Annotated in this window: 16 protein-coding genes; 8 read left to right on the top strand and 8 right to left on the bottom strand. The window is 49.7% G+C overall.

Features of this window, described 5'->3' with window-relative positions:
- The 3 genes from ACXAF9_RS13945 to sohB all read right to left on the bottom strand — a co-directional run bounded on the left by ACXAF9_RS13945 (position 1) and on the right by sohB (position 2,323).
- Positions 1-474 carry a L,D-transpeptidase family protein gene (locus ACXAF9_RS13945; RefSeq protein ID WP_475075295.1) on the bottom strand — a complete coding sequence of 158 codons (474 nt, stop codon included), beginning with the start codon at positions 472-474 and terminating at the stop codon, positions 1-3.
- Positions 475-508: 34 nt separating this feature from the next.
- A complete protein-coding gene (locus tag ACXAF9_RS13950) occupies positions 509-1,165 on the bottom strand; it encodes a TetR/AcrR family transcriptional regulator (RefSeq protein WP_475075296.1) in 657 nt (218 codons plus the stop codon).
- 93 nt (positions 1,166-1,258) lie between these two features.
- Complete coding sequence (gene sohB / locus ACXAF9_RS13955) at positions 1,259-2,323, bottom strand: protease SohB (protein WP_475075297.1); 1,065 nt, start codon at positions 2,321-2,323, stop codon at positions 1,259-1,261.
- Positions 2,324-2,452: 129 nt separating this feature from the next.
- Here sohB and ACXAF9_RS13960 point away from each other — a divergent pair, with 129 nt between their 5' ends.
- A complete protein-coding gene (locus tag ACXAF9_RS13960) occupies positions 2,453-2,776 on the top strand; it encodes an SCP2 sterol-binding domain-containing protein (protein ID WP_475075298.1) in 324 nt (107 codons plus the stop codon).
- Here the strand turns inward: ACXAF9_RS13960 and nudC are convergent, their stop codons facing one another.
- Complete coding sequence (gene nudC / locus ACXAF9_RS13965) at positions 2,777-3,538, bottom strand: NAD(+) diphosphatase (protein ID WP_475075299.1); 762 nt, start codon at positions 3,536-3,538, stop codon at positions 2,777-2,779.
- Positions 3,539-3,832: 294 nt separating this feature from the next.
- Between nudC and nhaB the strand changes: the two genes are divergently transcribed.
- Complete coding sequence (gene nhaB / locus ACXAF9_RS13970) at positions 3,833-5,335, top strand: sodium/proton antiporter NhaB (RefSeq protein ID WP_475075300.1); 1,503 nt, start codon at positions 3,833-3,835, stop codon at positions 5,333-5,335.
- Positions 5,336-5,401: 66 nt separating this feature from the next.
- Here the strand turns inward: nhaB and dnaQ are convergent, their stop codons facing one another.
- Genes dnaQ through ACXAF9_RS13985 form a run of 3 tightly spaced genes read right to left on the bottom strand, consistent with a single transcriptional unit; the run spans position 5,402 to position 7,345 of the window.
- The gene (dnaQ, locus tag ACXAF9_RS13975) at positions 5,402-6,112 is read right to left on the bottom strand and encodes a DNA polymerase III subunit epsilon (RefSeq protein WP_475075301.1); all 711 of its coding nucleotides are present in this window, start codon (positions 6,110-6,112) and stop codon (positions 5,402-5,404) included.
- 26 nt (positions 6,113-6,138) lie between these two features.
- A complete protein-coding gene (gene rnhA / locus ACXAF9_RS13980; RefSeq protein ID WP_475075302.1) occupies positions 6,139-6,582 on the bottom strand; it encodes a ribonuclease HI in 444 nt (147 codons plus the stop codon).
- Positions 6,569-7,345 (bottom strand): methyltransferase domain-containing protein, encoded by a 777-nt coding sequence (locus tag ACXAF9_RS13985; RefSeq protein ID WP_475075303.1) that lies wholly within the window; start codon positions 7,343-7,345, stop codon positions 6,569-6,571. The genes rnhA and ACXAF9_RS13985 overlap by 14 nt, the downstream gene beginning before the upstream one ends.
- A gap of 93 nt (positions 7,346-7,438) precedes the next feature.
- Between ACXAF9_RS13985 and gloB the strand changes: the two genes are divergently transcribed.
- From gloB to ACXAF9_RS14015, 6 genes are all read left to right on the top strand, one after another.
- Positions 7,439-8,212, top strand: a complete 774-nt coding sequence (gloB, locus tag ACXAF9_RS13990; protein ID WP_475075304.1) for a hydroxyacylglutathione hydrolase — start codon at positions 7,439-7,441, stop codon at positions 8,210-8,212.
- A gap of 122 nt (positions 8,213-8,334) precedes the next feature.
- Positions 8,335-9,873 (top strand): LysM peptidoglycan-binding domain-containing protein, encoded by a 1,539-nt coding sequence (locus tag ACXAF9_RS13995; RefSeq protein ID WP_475075305.1) that lies wholly within the window; start codon positions 8,335-8,337, stop codon positions 9,871-9,873.
- A 156-nt stretch (positions 9,874-10,029) separates the two neighbouring features.
- The gene (locus ACXAF9_RS14000; protein ID WP_475075306.1) at positions 10,030-11,832 is read left to right on the top strand and encodes an extracellular solute-binding protein; all 1,803 of its coding nucleotides are present in this window, start codon (positions 10,030-10,032) and stop codon (positions 11,830-11,832) included.
- Entirely contained in the window at positions 11,832-12,896 is a 1,065-nt protein-coding gene (locus ACXAF9_RS14005) for a microcin C ABC transporter permease YejB (RefSeq protein WP_475075307.1), read from the top strand. Before ACXAF9_RS14000 ends, ACXAF9_RS14005 begins: the two co-directional genes overlap by 1 nt.
- On the top strand, positions 12,896-13,924 hold the full coding sequence (locus tag ACXAF9_RS14010) for an ABC transporter permease (protein WP_475075308.1): 1,029 nt from the start codon (positions 12,896-12,898) through the stop codon (positions 13,922-13,924). The genes ACXAF9_RS14005 and ACXAF9_RS14010 overlap by 1 nt, the downstream gene beginning before the upstream one ends.
- Positions 13,921-15,528, top strand: coding sequence for an ABC transporter ATP-binding protein (locus ACXAF9_RS14015; RefSeq protein ID WP_475075309.1), 1,608 nt, complete (start codon positions 13,921-13,923; stop codon positions 15,526-15,528). The genes ACXAF9_RS14010 and ACXAF9_RS14015 overlap by 4 nt, the downstream gene beginning before the upstream one ends.
- 28 nt (positions 15,529-15,556) lie before the next feature.
- Here the strand turns inward: ACXAF9_RS14015 and mtgA are convergent, their stop codons facing one another.
- The gene (gene mtgA, locus ACXAF9_RS14020; protein WP_475075310.1) at positions 15,557-16,246 is read right to left on the bottom strand and encodes a monofunctional biosynthetic peptidoglycan transglycosylase; all 690 of its coding nucleotides are present in this window, start codon (positions 16,244-16,246) and stop codon (positions 15,557-15,559) included.
- Positions 16,247-16,273: the final 27 nt, after the last annotated feature.

Genomic DNA, 16,273 nt, shown 5'->3' on the forward strand with positions numbered 1-16,273 from the left:
CTACTCCTCAATAATGACTTGTGTGCCAACCGGCACAGAATTAAAGACCTGAATAAGATCATCGTTGCGCATACGAATACAACCGTGCGATTTCGGAGTCCCCATGGGTTCCGTTTCGGGTGTACCGTGAATGTAGATGTAGCGACGCATCGAGTCGACCGACCCCAGTCGGTTCTTGCCAACCTCACAGCCACTTAGCCATAAAATGCGGGTCAGTATCCAATCTCGATGGGGGGCGCTGTGCGCCAATTCAGGGGTGTAGACTTCGCCGGTAAAACGGCGGCCGACAAACACAGCATTGAGCGGTAAGCCATCGCCTATTTTGGCACGGATTCGGTGTTGGCCTCGTGGCGTACACCCGCTTCCGTTCTGCTCACCGGCGCCGTTTAACGCGGTAGAAATAGAAAACCGGATCGATTGATCCGGCTTAATCAATGTCAGCGTTTGATCGCTGATGCTTATGTGCACCTGCACGGGCACTCTCCATGATCTGACCGAACTCCTCCGGTCAGACCTTGCAAAAGTGCGTTTTCTCCGACCGGGCTAAAAATCCTGCTGAGATCACCGGTAACATTCGGTGGAAAATCATCGCTATCTCAGCTTCTTTGTCGTATTCACTGCGCTCGATCTTAATCAGAGTGTGATAGTTCGAGAACGTAAAAATCATCGACCCAAGCAGGAAGTGCAATCGCCAGAAGAACTCATCGTCCTTCATGGGTGGCATATCATTCCTAAGAAGATCTAAAAACACGCGAAGTTTATCACGACACAAGCGGATGATGTGATCCCTAAGCTCATCTTGTTGCTGCATATAAGCCAGGTCCAACAAACGCGAAAACATAGGTAAGGCGTAGGTGTTACCCTCGTTTACCGATAAAAGCGATCGCATCAGCAGCTCGATCAACTCATCCAGCTCTACGATGTCGCCGGATGACTTTAGGCGCGCATCAACACCGGCTTGTACCCGGTCACACAAAGGCACCAAATAGGTGTCAGCGACCGATTGGATCAAGCCTTGTTTGGATCCAAAGTGATAGTTCACCGAAGCCAGATTCACATCCGCGGCGGAGGTAATCTGGCGCATGGTGGTTTCGGAAAATCCTTGCTCTGCAAACAGGGCTTCGGCAGCCTCTTGTATCTGCCGAGCGGTTTTTGACTGCTGCAATCTTCAATCCCCGTTCAAATCTACGTTTAAAACAGTCCTGAAGAAAACCTAGTACAGATTTGCAAGAAAGCAAATTTCTTGTGCAATCAATAGTTAACGCGACAAAAAGCGGCTGTCTTGTGCCTTTTGAGCGACACGGTTGATGACTCGGTCCGCCGTTGAAACGCCCATTTCGCTGATGCGCTCTTGCAGCGATTTTTTCACCTGATATTTAACGCGATATACATCCGCTTGTTCACACGCGGCCATCAAGTAATCATCACTGGTAGCCAGTTGATCGATCAACTTCACCTCGAGTGCTCGCTTACCGAACCAGACTTCACCCGTTGCCACTTGGTCGATGTTCAGTTGCGGGCGGTATTGAGACACAAACTCTTTGAACAGCTCGTGCGTGTCTTCAAGCTCTTCGACAAACTTTTGCTTACCCTTCTCGGTGTTTTCGCCAAGCATGGTCACGGTACGCTTGTATTCGCCGGCGGTGTACACGTCGTAATCCACATCGTGTTTTTTCAGTAAACGGTGCAGGTTAGGCAATTGCGCCACAACCCCGATGGAGCCCAAAATCGCAAAAGGGGCGGCCAATAATTTGTCGGCCAAACACGCCATCATGTAACCACCGCTGGCCGCCACTTCGTCAACCACGATGGTCAGCGAAATGCCTTTGGCTTTGATTCGCTCAAGCTGCGAGGCAGCCAAGCCATAAGCGTGCACCAAACCACCGGTACTTTCTAAGCGCAGCACCACTTCGTCTTCTGGGCGCGCGTAGGTCAGTACGGCTGAGATCTCTTCGCGCAGACCGTCAACGGCCGAGGCATGAATATCGCCTTCGAAATCAAGTACATAAACACGCTTCTTAACGTCGTTTTCATCCGTTTTTTTAGCGGCTTTTTTCTGTGCTTTAGCGTCTTGCTTGTCCTGCTTCTTTTGCTCTTTTTGCAGCTGTTTCCATGCCGCCTTATCCAGAACGGCCGCTTCAACGTTTTCTTTCATCTCGTCGAAGTGATCGTTTAAGGAGGTGACATCCACTTCGCCATCACGATGATCTCGGCGACCACGCGACGACAAACCTATAATCCCTGCAACCGCAACCAACAGAACCACCAATACCGTTGCCGCTTTCGCAAGAAACAATCCATAACTGAAAAAGAACTCGGACAACACTTTACTCCTAGACGTCTTTATAAAAATGAGTGCGATAATGTAGCACAGTTTACTGGCCAGACCGCCAACAAATCTTGAGACGCTCCTGCTATACTTGCCGCTTAAACCCATAGGTAGAGAGTTGTTATGAGCAAGGACATCACGGTCGAAAACGTTATCGAGAAGCTGCAATCACGTTTTCAACCTGAAGCAGCCAAAGATATTAACGAGGTATATCAATTTTGTTTGGAAGACGCAGATGATTTCTACGTCACCATTGCCGATCAAACTTGTACGCCGACCGTTGGCGAGCATGACGACCCATCCATCATCCTGACTATGGACAGCGAAACCTTTATCGGCGTCGTAACAGGCGAAATCGATGGCATGGGCGCGTTTTTGCGTGGCGACCTCAAAGCCCAAGGCAACATTATGCTGGCAACCAAACTGAGCAAACTGTTCCGTCGCTGATCACTTAGGGAGTTGATCCTTCATATACGCTTCGATCAAGGTCCACGAAATCGCGAACGAAGGGGGCAAATTGGGCATGGTTTCACGCGTGTACCAATGCGCCTCCTCAATCTCGACACCATCCACTTGGATCTCCCCACCGGCATAATCGGCAAAGAACCCCAACATTAACGAGTGCGGAAACGGCCACGACTGGCTTTTTAGGTAGCGCACATTGGTCACATCGATCCCTACTTCTTCTTTGATCTCCCGAGCAACCGCCGCCTCCGCGGTTTCACCCGCTTCAATAAAGCCAGCCAAGGTGCTAAAACGCCCAGGCGGAAAACGTGGAGATCGAGCCAATAAGCACTCATCCCCTTTAAGCACCAACACAATCACACACGGCGAGATACGCGGGTATTGGATCAGATCGCAACGTGGGCAGTGTTTTGCTAAATCCACCTCATGAGAGGCCATGGATGAGCCACATCGACCACAAAACTGATGTTCGTGATGCCATGTCGCAATTTGCACAGCGCGGGCATAGAGCACGTACTCCTCTTCAGTTTTACACTCACTCAAGCGCTCGCGAAGATTCAAAGGCTCAAAATCGTAAGCGGCAGGCAGATGCTCTGAATCAGGAATCACGATTTGATAGCGCTCATGATCAAACTCGCCCACGGGGTAACATTTAACATCACCGGAAAACGAAGGTATATCTTCCCAGTGATCTTGTCCGTTTCGCGCCCATAACTGTCCTTCGTATCCAATTAGTTTTTGCATACCATCCTCAAAAGCGTATCTACTGAAAGACACTAAAATTTAAAGCAAACAACAAATTGACCTATTGATGCGGTTTAGTTCATTAAAAAGTCACATCAACTTTAGTCTAACTCTGTTTTTTTCTTATGCCCTGAAAGCACCATAAACTGTCATATTAGGGGTCTTTGGTACTTTTGACCCATATCAGTTATACATTATTAAGCATTCAGCTTTGCAATTTCTCCTGATAGTCTAGCGCGGCTTTTCACTTCGCGAAAACGCCCTATCTATTGTTTTGAACAGGAATTGCCTTCGATGACAACCATGTTTCCTCAGGCTCTGATGCGAAATTTTCTGGGAAATTCGCCGGTCTGGTATAAGAAAGCGATTATTGGATTTTTAATTTTAAATCCCATTCTTTTCCACACCGTAGGTCCCGTAATTACCGGATGGATTCTGATTTTCGAATTCATCTTTACACTGGCGCTTGCACTTAAATGCTACCCACTCCAACCGGGTGGTTTATTGGCCATCGAAGCCATCGCGATTGGTTTATCCTCACCGGAATCGGTTTACCACGAAGTCGCCTCTAACCTTCAGGTTATTTTATTGCTGATGTTTATGGTGGCCGGCATCTACTTTATGAAAGGGATGCTCTTGTGGATCTTCACTAAGATACTCTTAAAAGTGAAGTCCAAATCATTATTAGCCTTGCTGTTTTCGATCTCCTCGGCTGTTTTATCCGCGTTTTTGGATGCCCTTACCGTAACCGCTGTACTCATCAGCGTTTGCGTTGGTTTCTATGCCGTTTATCACAAAGTCGCCTCGGGTAAGAATTACGATATTGAGCACGATCACGGTAACGACGACGGCGTAGAAGAGAACAGCCGCGACGACTTGGATCAGTTTCGTGCCTTTTTGCGCAGCTTGTTGATGCACGGTGCCGTCGGTACCGCGCTTGGCGGTGTTTGTACGCTGGTGGGCGAGCCTCAAAACCTCTTGATTGCCGAGAAGGCCGGCTGGGACTTTGTTGAGTTCTTCCTTTTGATGGCCCCAGTAACCATGCCAGTTCTGGCAGCAGGCTTGGTTACGTGTGTGCTGCTCGAGAAAGCAAAAATCTTTGGTTATGGCGCGAAACTGCCTCGAAGCGTGCGTGCCATCCTAGAGGAGTTTGCTAAACAAGAGGACGCTAAGCGTACCAAGAAAGACAAAGCCGTGTTGATAATTCAGATGCTGGTGGCGGTCTTTTTGGTCATCGCGCTCGCGATGCATTTGGCCGAAGTCGGCTTAATTGGTTTAACGGTGATCGTACTGTTAACCGCGTTTAACGGCATTGTAGAAGAGCACCAAATCGGTAAAGCCTTTGAAGAGGCCCTGCCCTTCACGGCACTGCTGGTGGTGTTTTTCAGTATCGTTTCGGTGATCCACGATCAACACCTGTTCCAGCCGATCATTCATGCAGTTTTGGTGATGGAGCCATCCTCTCAACCTGGGTTGTTCTTCATCGCTAACGGCTTGTTGTCGGCCATCAGTGATAACGTGTTCGTTGCGACGGTTTACATCAATGAAGTGGTCGCCGCCTTAAACAACGGCGAGATCACCCGCGAACACTTCGATGTGCTGGCCATCGCGATCAACACAGGCACCAATATCCCAAGTGTGGCTACGCCTAACGGCCAAGCAGCGTTCCTGTTCTTGCTGACTTCTGCGTTAGCGCCGCTGGTGCGTTTATCCTATGGCAAGATGGTGGTGATGGCTCTGCCATACACAATCGTAATGAGCATCGTAGGCTTCACGATGGTAACGATCTTCCTGTAAGGTCTTTTCATCGACAAAACTCACAAAAAAAGAGGTCAACTGACCTCTTTTTTATTGCACTTAGGCTTACGAATCTAATTTACGCCACAAGCATTCGCCACCGTTTTTTTTATCCAGCATATCAATAAAGGACGAATGCGCTGCCAACTCATCATCATCGGCTTTTACGACACTCAGCCCCAACGCCTCTTCACCGGCACGACGGATCGCTATCGCGCCATCCGCGCCTTCGCCTTGATCATCGGCCAGCATCAAAGAGGTTTGACCACCGGTCATCATCAAATAGACGTCGGCTAAGATCTCCGAGTCCAATAACGCGCCATGAAGCTCTCGGTGGCTGTTATCGATACCGTAACGCTTACACAAGGCATCCAAGTTATTCTTCTGCCCTGGGTGCTTTTTACGCGCCAAGAGGAGTGTATCCGTGATGGTACAGATATCCTCGACCTTGATCTTGATGCCATTTCGTTGAAATTCAGCGTTGATGAAGCCTACGTCAAACGCTGCGTTATGGATGATCAGCTCCGCACCGCGAATAAACTCGATGAACTCCTCAGTGATTGCTGAGAACTTCGGTTTATCCTCCAGATACTCATTTGTGATGCCGTGAACGCTGATCGCCTCTTCATCAACTTCGCGATCAGGTTTGATGTATTGGTGGTAGTGATTGCCGGTTAAACGGCGCTTAACCACTTCGACACAGCCAATCTCGATGATGTTGTGCCCTTCGGACCACTCCAGACCCGTTGTCTCGGTATCCAGTACAATTTGACGCATAATGTAAAACCTAACTCATTCTTGGACTAAGGGTGGGCAAGTACTTCTTCAACGCCACGATTGGCTAACTGATCGGCCAACTCGTTTTCAGGGTGACCGCTGTGGCCTTTTACCCAACGCCACTCCACTTGGTGTTTTTTGGTAAGCTCATCGAGTGCCTGCCAAAGATCGGCGTTTTTAACCGGCTTTTTAGCCGCGGTTTTCCAACCGTTTTTTCGCCAACCATGGATCCACTCGGTAATGCCTTTGCGCACGTACTGAGAGTCCGTGGTTAAAATCACCTGACACTCTCGCTTCAATGCCCCTAAGGCTTGAATGGTCGCTTCAAGCTCCATTCGGTTGTTGGTGGTTTCAGCTTCACCACCCCACAGATGTTTCTCTTTATCGCCATAGCGCAATAACGCGCCCCAGCCACCAGGGCCAGGATTACCTTTACAGGCGCCATCGGTAAAAATCTTAACGGGTTCCACGTGTTTGTCCTCGTGTCGCAGGCTCGGCCACCGGTATTTGAATAAACCGGCGTGTTCGGCGGCGCATATTGATTAAGCGCATGCTGCCCACATCCTTGCGCGCCAACACTATGTTTAAAGCACCACAGGTGGGCAAGGAGCGCTTTAATAAGCCTTGCCCCCAACCAAAACGGTGACGTATTTTATCGGTTTGAAACGGCGGCCAAAAGAAATGCGACTCGGTTTTTAATTCGGTCAATTCTAAAAGGTTGATCCAATCACTCAATCGACCATGACTGATAAACTGGGCTTGATGCCACACAGGTTTTACCTGTTTACGCGAGGTTTTTCGTCTTAATCCCCACCACGAAATCGGGTTAAACCCCACGATCACAATGTGCCCACCCGGGCGTAAAATCCGTGCAGCCTCGCGCAGTACTTGATGCGGGGAGTTTGAAAAGTCCAATGCATGGTGCAGTACCACAACATCCATGCTGTTGTGTTCGATGGGGAGCTCGTTAGGTAGCGCCACCATCGTGGAGGACTTCATGCCCAACTCCAGTTGGTGGTAGATCATAAACTTATGCGGGATGGTGCTTTTACGACAAAGATCCATCGTAGGCTCAATACCAATCTGCACCAGATGACTGCCGTACAAGCCGCTTAGAATGCGATCCAGCACCGCTTGCTCTTTGGCAAGCATCTCCTGCCCCACCCCGTGCGAAAACCAAGCACGCACTGGGTCATCTTGTTTTTTTTGTTCAATGATGGGGGTTTGAGTCATATCCATTCGCGAATAAGCGTTAATTTTTGGTTCTATGTTAACAGGCCAAAGGATCTAGAGTAATCTGTCTTGGAATAAATGACGAGAACCCGTATGCTTACGATCCAACCTATCCCAGCGTTCAATGACAACTATATTTGGGCCATCATTTCAGATCACAACTGCGTTGTTGTTGACCCAGGCGATGCGGCGGTCGTACTCACAGCCCTTGAAGCTCACAAGCTGACACTTAACGCGATTTTAATCACGCATCACCATAAAGATCACACCGGCGGCGTCAACGAGCTAGTGACTCGTTTTGATGTTCCTGTGTATGGGCCTGAAAACTCCCCCTTTAAAGGCATCACGCACACTGTCTCTGAAGGAGATCTTGTAAACGTATTCGGCAAAGACTTTACGGTGTTAGAAGTTCCAGGGCATACGCTCGACCATATTGCGTTTTACGGCGAGTTACACGATCAAGCCCCTGCCCTCTTTTGTGGGGACACTCTCTTTTTAGCCGGTTGCGGTCGGTTATTTGAAGGCAGCCCATCGCAAATGCTAAACGCCATGGACCGCTTCAGCGAATTGCCTCCCAAAACACGCGTGTACTGCGCCCATGAGTACTCGCTGAGTAACCTTGCGTTTGCTAAAGCGGTTGAGCCAGACAACACCGCCATCCAAGAAAAAATCGAAGCGTGTCAAATATTACGATCTTCAAACCAACCGACACTGCCTTCAACAATTGAAGATGAGCTCTTGATCAACCCCTTCATGCGCAGCCGAAACCTAAGTGTGATCAAACAGATAGCACAGAAGGAAGCGCTAAACACTGACGATGACACAGCAGTTTTTGCTGCCATACGCGAATGGAAAAACCAATTTTAATTGACCCTCCCCCTCAGGTTGTTAAAATTGCGCGTTTGAAAAATTAAGGACATCGGAATTTTATGCGGACTCGCCTGCTCATCACGGCCATACTTTCAACTGGAATGCTTTCCGGTTGCCAGATGTTTGACCCTATCGAGCAGACGGCTCAGGGCGAGCTTAATCGATCGGCGGACGGGACGTTGCCCAACCCGCTCAGTGCTCAACGTTCCCCTGCGCTTCACCCCTCTGCACTGGTCTACTCGGCCTACATGGCTGACCAATATGACTCCCCGAATGTACCCGCAGACGATATCCTAAAAGCCGATGACCTTTGGGAGATCACCCGAGCACACTTCCAGCTTCATGATGAGATGCAACACGATGCCGTTACGACCCAGATTCGTTGGTATCAAAAAGCGCCTGGACACATGCGCAGAATCTCGCAAAACGCATCGCGCTACTACTATCACATCCTAAATGAAGTCCTTAAGCGCGGCCTGCCCGCCGAAGTCGCCTTGATTCCTGCCGTTGAAAGTCACTTTGACCCAGATGCCTACTCTAAAGGCCATGCTGCAGGCATATGGCAGTTTATCCCCAGCACCGCGAAGTATTTTGGCATTAAGCGCACCCGTTGGTACGACGGCCGACGCGACTTGCTGGAATCCACACACGCCGCGCTCAACTACCTAGAGCGTTTGAATAAGCGCTTTGACGGCGACTGGCTATTGACCATGGCTGCGTACAACGCAGGTGGCGGAACAGTCTCTAAGGCGATCCGTAAAAACCGTGAAGCCGGCAAACCGACGGATTTTTGGTCATTGAATCTTCCGCGTGAGACGCGCATGTACGTACCGCGTATTTTGGCAATCTCCTCGTTTGTTAATGACCCTGAAGAATACAACATGCACTTGCCTGCCATTAAGAACACTCCGTACTTTGATGTCGTTAAGATGAAAAGTGCCGTAAATCTTAAGCAAGTGGCCAAACTTTCTGGAACACGACTGACTGAGCTGCAACACCTAAACCCAGGATTCAGCGAAATCACGACCGACCCGCAAGGCCCTTATCGCTTACTGGTGCCAGTTAAAAATGCACCTGCGATGACCGCCGCGTTATCCGGCAAAACCTCTGGTCAGTTAACCCAATGGGCCAGTTACACCATTCGCTCGGGCGACTCTTTGAGCACCATCGCGCGTAAATTTGATAGCTCCGTTGCCGAAATCAAAGCAGCAAACGACATGAATTCCAACCGTTTGATCGCTGGTAAAAACTTGATCATCCCTCAAACAGGCCCAAGTGCAACCGCGGTGGCAAGCAACACTAAAAACACATACGAAGCGGGGTCTATCTCTCAGCACGTAGTGGCCTCTGGCGAGAGTCTTTGGAGTGTTGCAAGCCAATACGGCATTACCACTGAGCAACTGGCGAAGTGGAATAACCTATCCACCAAAGAAGGCTTAAAGATCGGCCAGAAACTGCGCATAGGTTCACTGCCGATTGCTGTCGCACAAGCCGAAGCCGAAGCATTAAAAGAAGTAGGCTATCAAGTTAAGCTGGGCGACTCACTTTACCTGATTGCACAAAAATACAATGTCAGTGTTCGCGACATTGTGGCTTGGAACAAGCTGAAAAATACCGATGTAAAACCTGGTCAACAGATCACGCTGTTTGTTGACTAAGCGCTAGGCGGCCCAAGGCCGCCCTGAACTATTCCGATTCGAAATACTCCAATTGCAGTGAAAAGATCAGTCTAAGTCGTTGTTGATCGGTGGTAATCCATTGAATCCACTGATATAACTGTGAAGTAACTCAGCAAGGATCGATTGGAAGAGTCTATGTTTTCACCCTCCTATGTAAAAAGATCTCTTTTGGGCGCAGCCATTTCATTTGCCATTGCGCTGCCCGCCTTTGCCACACCCAATTACGGTATATCACTGCACGGTGACCTTAAGTACCCCGAAAACTTCACCCATTACGAATACACCAATCCGGACGCGCCAAAAGGTGGCAAGGTCAAAGAATGGGCGATGGGTACATTTGACAGCTTTAATAGCTTTATCATAAAAGGGACTCATGCCGATGGATTAGGGCTGATTTACGATACCTTGATGGATCAAGCTCAGGATGAGCCCTTCTCACAGTACGGCTTAATTGCCCAACAGGTCGAAGTCGCTGACGATAAAAGCTCGGTAACCTTTTACTTAAACCCTAACGCGACCTTCTCCGATGGTGAACCCGTAACCGCCAACGATGTTGTGTTTACGTTCAACTCCTTGGTCGAAAAAGGCGCGCCCACCTACCGCGTGTATTACGGCGATGTTGCCAATGTCGAAGCGATAGATGAACACACGGTAAAATTCTCGTTCAAGCACCCCGACAACGCGGAATTACCTCTGATTTTAGGCTCGCTGCCTGTTCTTCCGGAACACTACTGGAAGGATCGGGATTTCAGTGCCCCTACGTTGGACGCACCGGTAGGCTCTGGCCCTTACTCTATAAAGTCCTTTGAGCCTGGCCGCTCCATCACCTACGAGCTCAACAAGGACTACTGGGCAAAAGACTTACCGACCATGAAAGGCCGTTTTAACTTTGGTGAGATCACCTACGATTATTACCGGGACATGACGGTCTCCTTCGAGGCCTTTAAAGCGGGCGAATACGATTTTAGAGAGGAGTACTCCTCCAAAAACTGGGCAACAGGTTACGAAGGCCCAATGTTCGATAATGGCAGCCTGATCAAAGAACAACTGCCTAATCACACGCCTCGCGGTATGCAAGCGTTTGTGATGAACACCCGTCGCGATCTTTTCCAAGACCGAAATGTGCGTAAAGCACTGGCTTATGCTTTTGATTTTGAATGGACCAACAAAAATCTCTTCTATGGCCTGTATAAACGCAGTAACAGCTATTTTTCCAACTCAGAAATGGCCGCGAGCGAATTACCGACCGACGCCGAACTTGAGTTGTTAATACCCTATAAAGATCAACTCCCCGAGGAGGTCTTTACCACAGTTTACAAAGCACCAACCTATGATGGCTCTGGCAACAACCGTCGTGGCCTTCGCGAAGCACTAAAACTGCTTAAAGAGGCGGGCTGGTCTTTAAAAAACGGCAAGCTGATCAACAACGAAACGGGCAAGCCCTTTACGTTTGAGATCCTCCTTCACCAGAAGAGCTTTGAGCGTGTCGTTGCGCCTATGATCCAAAACTTTAAGCGCATGGGCATCGAAGCCAATATTCGCATTGTCGATGTATCCCAATACATCAATCGCCTTCGCGAATTTGATTACGACATGATTGTCGGCAGCTTCCCGCAGAGCAACTCACCCGGTAACGAGCAACGCGACTATTGGGGCTCTTATAATGCGGACACACCCGGCAGCCGAAATCTGGTGGGGATTAAAAACCCTGTCATTGATGAGCTCATTGAATCCCTGATCCGCTGCCCAAGCCGTGAGCAACTGGTGATACGCACCCGAGCACTCGATCGAGTCCTTCAGTGGAATTACTATGTCATTCCGCAATACCACTCAACCGAGTATCGTATCGCATACAAGCCCAAGTTTGGCCGTCCTGAAACGTTACCGCTCTACTCTTTAGGCTTTGATGCTTGGTGGGTTAAGGAGCCTAAGCAATAATGGGAGCCTACATTGTACGGCGTCTCTTTTTAATCATCCCGACGCTGCTTGGCATCTTAACCATCAACTTTATCATCATTCAGGCCGCCCCAGGCGGCCCGGTTGAGCGCACCTTGGCTCAACTGCAAGGCATGAGTGCCTCTGTGATTCCAGGAGGCGGTGGCGATGTTGTCTCGACGGGCGACTCTCGTGCCAGTCGTGGCTTAGACGAACGGGTCGTCAAAGAGATTGAAGCCCTGTACGGGTTTGATAAGCCCGCTTGGGAGCGCTATTTGCTGATGCTCAAGCAGTATTTGATGTTTGATTTTGGCAAGAGCGTTTACAGCGACCGATCCGTCATCGACCTGATCATCGAAAAACTGCCCGTCTCGATATCCTTAGGGTTGTGGACCACGCTGATTACCTATTTGATCTCGGTGCCCTTAGGTATCCGCAAAGCCATGCGCGATGGCACCCCGTTTGATGTCTGGAGCAGCACCGTCATCATCGTAGGTTACGCCATCCCTAACTTTCTGTTTGCGATACTCTTGATCGTCTTGTTTGCCGGTGGCAGCTATTTGGATTGGTTCCCGCTTCGAGGGCTAACCTCCCCCAACTTTGATCAGCTCTCCCTTTGGGGGCAGATCAAAGATTACTTTTGGCACATCTCGTTACCGGTGCTGGCCTCTGTGATTGGCAGCTTTGCAACCCTAACCATGCTGACCAAAAATTCCTTCTTGGATGAGATCAACAAGCAATACGTACTGACCGCACGCGCTAAAGGGCTATCTGAGCGTGGTGTCTTGTACCAACACGTCTTTCGTAACGCTATGCTCTTGATCATTGCTGGGATGCCTGCGGCGTTAATCGGCATCTTTTTTACAGGCTCTATGTTGATTGAGGTGATCTTCTCGCTGGATGGCTTAGGCCTGCTTGGTTACGAGGCCGTGATTAACCGGGACTACCCGGTCATCTTCGGCACTCTGTACATCTTTACCCTGATTGGCTTAGTGATGAAGCTGATTACCGATTTAACGTATGTACTGGTTGATCCTCGGATCGACTTTGAAAGTCGGGAGTCCTAATGAGCCCGATTAACCAACGACGCTGGAACAATTTTAAAGCCAATCGCCGCGGCTACTATTCGCTGTGGCTGTTCCTTTTGCTGTTTACCTTAAGCTTGTTTGCGGAATTGATCTGTAACGATCAGCCTTTGGCCGTAAACTACAAGGACGATTGGTACTTCCCCATCGTCACCACCTATAACGAAACCGTGTTTGGTGGCGATTTCGAAAGCCCAGCGGACTATAAAGACCCTTACATCCAAGAGCTGATCGAGCAAGAGGGGGATGGCTCCATTGTGTGGGCACCGATCCCGTACAGCTATCGAACCATCAATTACGACTTGCCAACGCCCGCCCCCTCCCCGCCTACGAATGAAAATTTGCTGGGCACCGATGACCAAGGCCGTGATGTGTTGGCGCGTGTCGTTTACGGCTTTCGCATCACCATATTATTTGCACTGGTTTTGACTCTGGCTAGCTCCGTAATTGGTGTCATTGCCGGGGCTATCCAAGGCTATTATGGCGGTAAAGTGGACTTGTATTTTCAGCGTTTTATCGAGATCTGGTCCAACTTACCTGTGCTGTTTTTGCTGATCATCTTAGCCAGTCTGGTCGAGCCAAATTTCTGGTGGCTGCTGGGTATCATGCTGCTGTTTTCGTGGATGAACTTGGTTGATGTGGTGCGCGCTGAATTCTTACGCGGGCGTAACCTTGAGTATGTGCGCGCCGCACGAGCACTTGGCGTATCTAACCGCAACATCATGTTTAAGCATATTTTGCCCAATGCAATGGTTGCTACCTTAACCTTTATGCCGTTTATCTTTAATGGCGGCATCGTGACCTTAACCGCTCTGGATTTCTTAGGCTTTGGCTTACCGCCAGGCTCTCCGTCTTTAGGTGAACTGATCGCACAAGGGAAAGAGAATCTACAAGCCCCCTGGCTTGGCATAACCGCTTTCGTGGTCCTATCGGTTATGTTGACCTTACTCATCTTCATTGGCGAAGCCGTACGCGACGCATTTGACCCAAGAAAGGCATTGGCATCATGACAGACACAGCACAACACGATGCCCTTTTAGAGGTAAAACAGTTAAGCGTTCAGTTTGGCGAAGGGGGTAAAGCCGTCCATGCCGTAGAGCCGATCTCGTTCTCGCTTTATAAAGGGCAAACACTGGCGCTGGTTGGGGAGTCGGGTTCCGGCAAGTCCGTAACGGCGCTATCGATGATGCGTCTTTTGCCCTACCCCAAAGCGCACCATCCATCTGGCGAAATTCTGTTTAAGGGTCGGGACGTTTTAACCCTAGTGGAACCGGAACTTCGTGCGATACGCGGCGATAAGATCAGCATGATCTTTCAAGAGCCGATGACCTCGCTTAATCCACTGCATACCATTGAGAAACAAATTGGTGAAAGCTTAACTCTGCATACGCAGCTTAGGGGCCAAGCCGCTAGAGAGCGTATTCTGGAGCTTCTTAACCTTGTTGGCATACACAACCCCGAGTCTCGTTTAAAAAGCTACCCGCATCAGCTCTCGGGCGGTCAGCGACAGCGTGTAATGATCGCGATGGCGTTGGCGAATGAACCGGAGCTTCTGATCGCCGACGAGCCTACGACGGCGTTAGATGTAACCGTGCAAAAGCAGATCCTTGAGCTGCTCAAATCCCTTCAAGAGAAGCTTGGGATGGCGATTTTGCTCATCACACACGATTTAAACATTGTGCGTCATTACGCCCATCATGTGTGCGTCATGTACCAAGGCAAACAGATCGAAACCGGGCCTGTTGAGCAAGTTTTTGAGGCCCCCAAGGCGGAATACACCCACACCCTGTTAAACGCAGACCCCACTGGCGACCCGATTTTGCCGTGTGAATCCTCTTGCGATTTATTACGCACCGAGCGTCTGAATGTTTGGTTCCCGACCAAAAAATCCCTACTGGGTAAGCCCAAAGCCTATTTTAAAGCGGTAAAAGGAGTGGACCTATCGCTTAAAAAAGGCGAGACACTCGGTATTGTGGGTGAGTCGGGTTCCGGCAAAACGACGTTAGGCATGGCCATATTGCGATTGATTGGCAGCGACGGCCACATAGAGTTTGCCGGCCAGCGTTTGGACACATTAAACCAACGCGACATGAAACCACTGCGCCGACACTTACAAGTCGTGTTTCAAGACCCTTACGGCAGCTTGAGCCCAAGAATGACCGTTGGTGAATGCATTGCCGAAGGGTTAGGCGTTCACAACATAGAGCCACCCGAAAAACACAGCGAGCTGATTGCTCAAGCGTTAGAAGATGTTGGCTTACCGGCCGATGTTCAGCATCGTTACCCGCATGAATTTTCAGGTGGACAACGACAACGCATCGCCATAGCCCGCGCGCTGATTCTACGCCCTGAGCTGATCATTTTGGATGAGCCGACATCGGCACTTGATCGAACCGTACAGGCCCAGATTGTTGATCTGCTTCGTGATTTACAAGCCAAGTTTGGGATTACTTATCTGTTTATTAGCCACGACTTAAGCGTTGTTAAAGCGATGAGTCACAAAGTGATGGTGATGCAGCAAGGGGAAGTGATCGAGATGGGCAGCACTGAGCAGATCTTCTCGGCACCAAAAACGGACTACACCAAAACCTTACTCGAAGCAGCGCTTGGCTAGCGTCAGCGCTGTCGCGCACTCTCATTCACTAGTATAGACCTTTAACATACCCCACGCCCCCAAGCTGGCGCATTTGGCGGGTAATCCATCCAACGCGATTTGGGACATAGCCGCTTTGGCTATCCGCCTTAAAGCGTTTGGGGTTTGGGAGCACGGCGGCTAACCGTGCGGCTTGCTGCTGGGTCAGTTGTGCAGCGGAGCGGTTAAAGTAATGCTGGCTTGCGGCTTCTACCCCATAGATCCCTGGCCCAAATTCGGCCACATTTAAGTAGATTTCCATCATGCGCGGCTTTCCCCAAACCCACTCAGCAAAGGGGGTCACCGGGACTTCTGCGATTTTTCGCCACCAACTTGGGCTGTTCCAGAAAAAGAGGTTTTTGACGGTCTGCTGGGAGATCGTACTGGCACCGCGCAAGCGCTCGCCGGATTGGTATTCGCGAACCGCTTGGTAGATGGCTTGTACGTCGATGCCCCAATGGGAAAGGTATTTTTGATCTTCACTGGCGATGACTGCCAAAGGCATGGTGTGGGCAATTTTGTCCATCGGTACCCACTGATATTGCTGTGCGTGTTGTCCCTCGAACCATTCCCGAACCATGTAAGAACTGGCCGGAGGCGATACATATTTAAAGACCAATACACTGCTGACGATACTCGCCACCAGTAGAAGGACGAGCATCACCAACCATTTCAAGAGACGTTTGAAGACACGCTTCACGCTTTCACCACCTTAGTTCCTTTTTAG

Source organism: Neptunomonas sp. ABH4_499 (assembly GCF_056160565.1).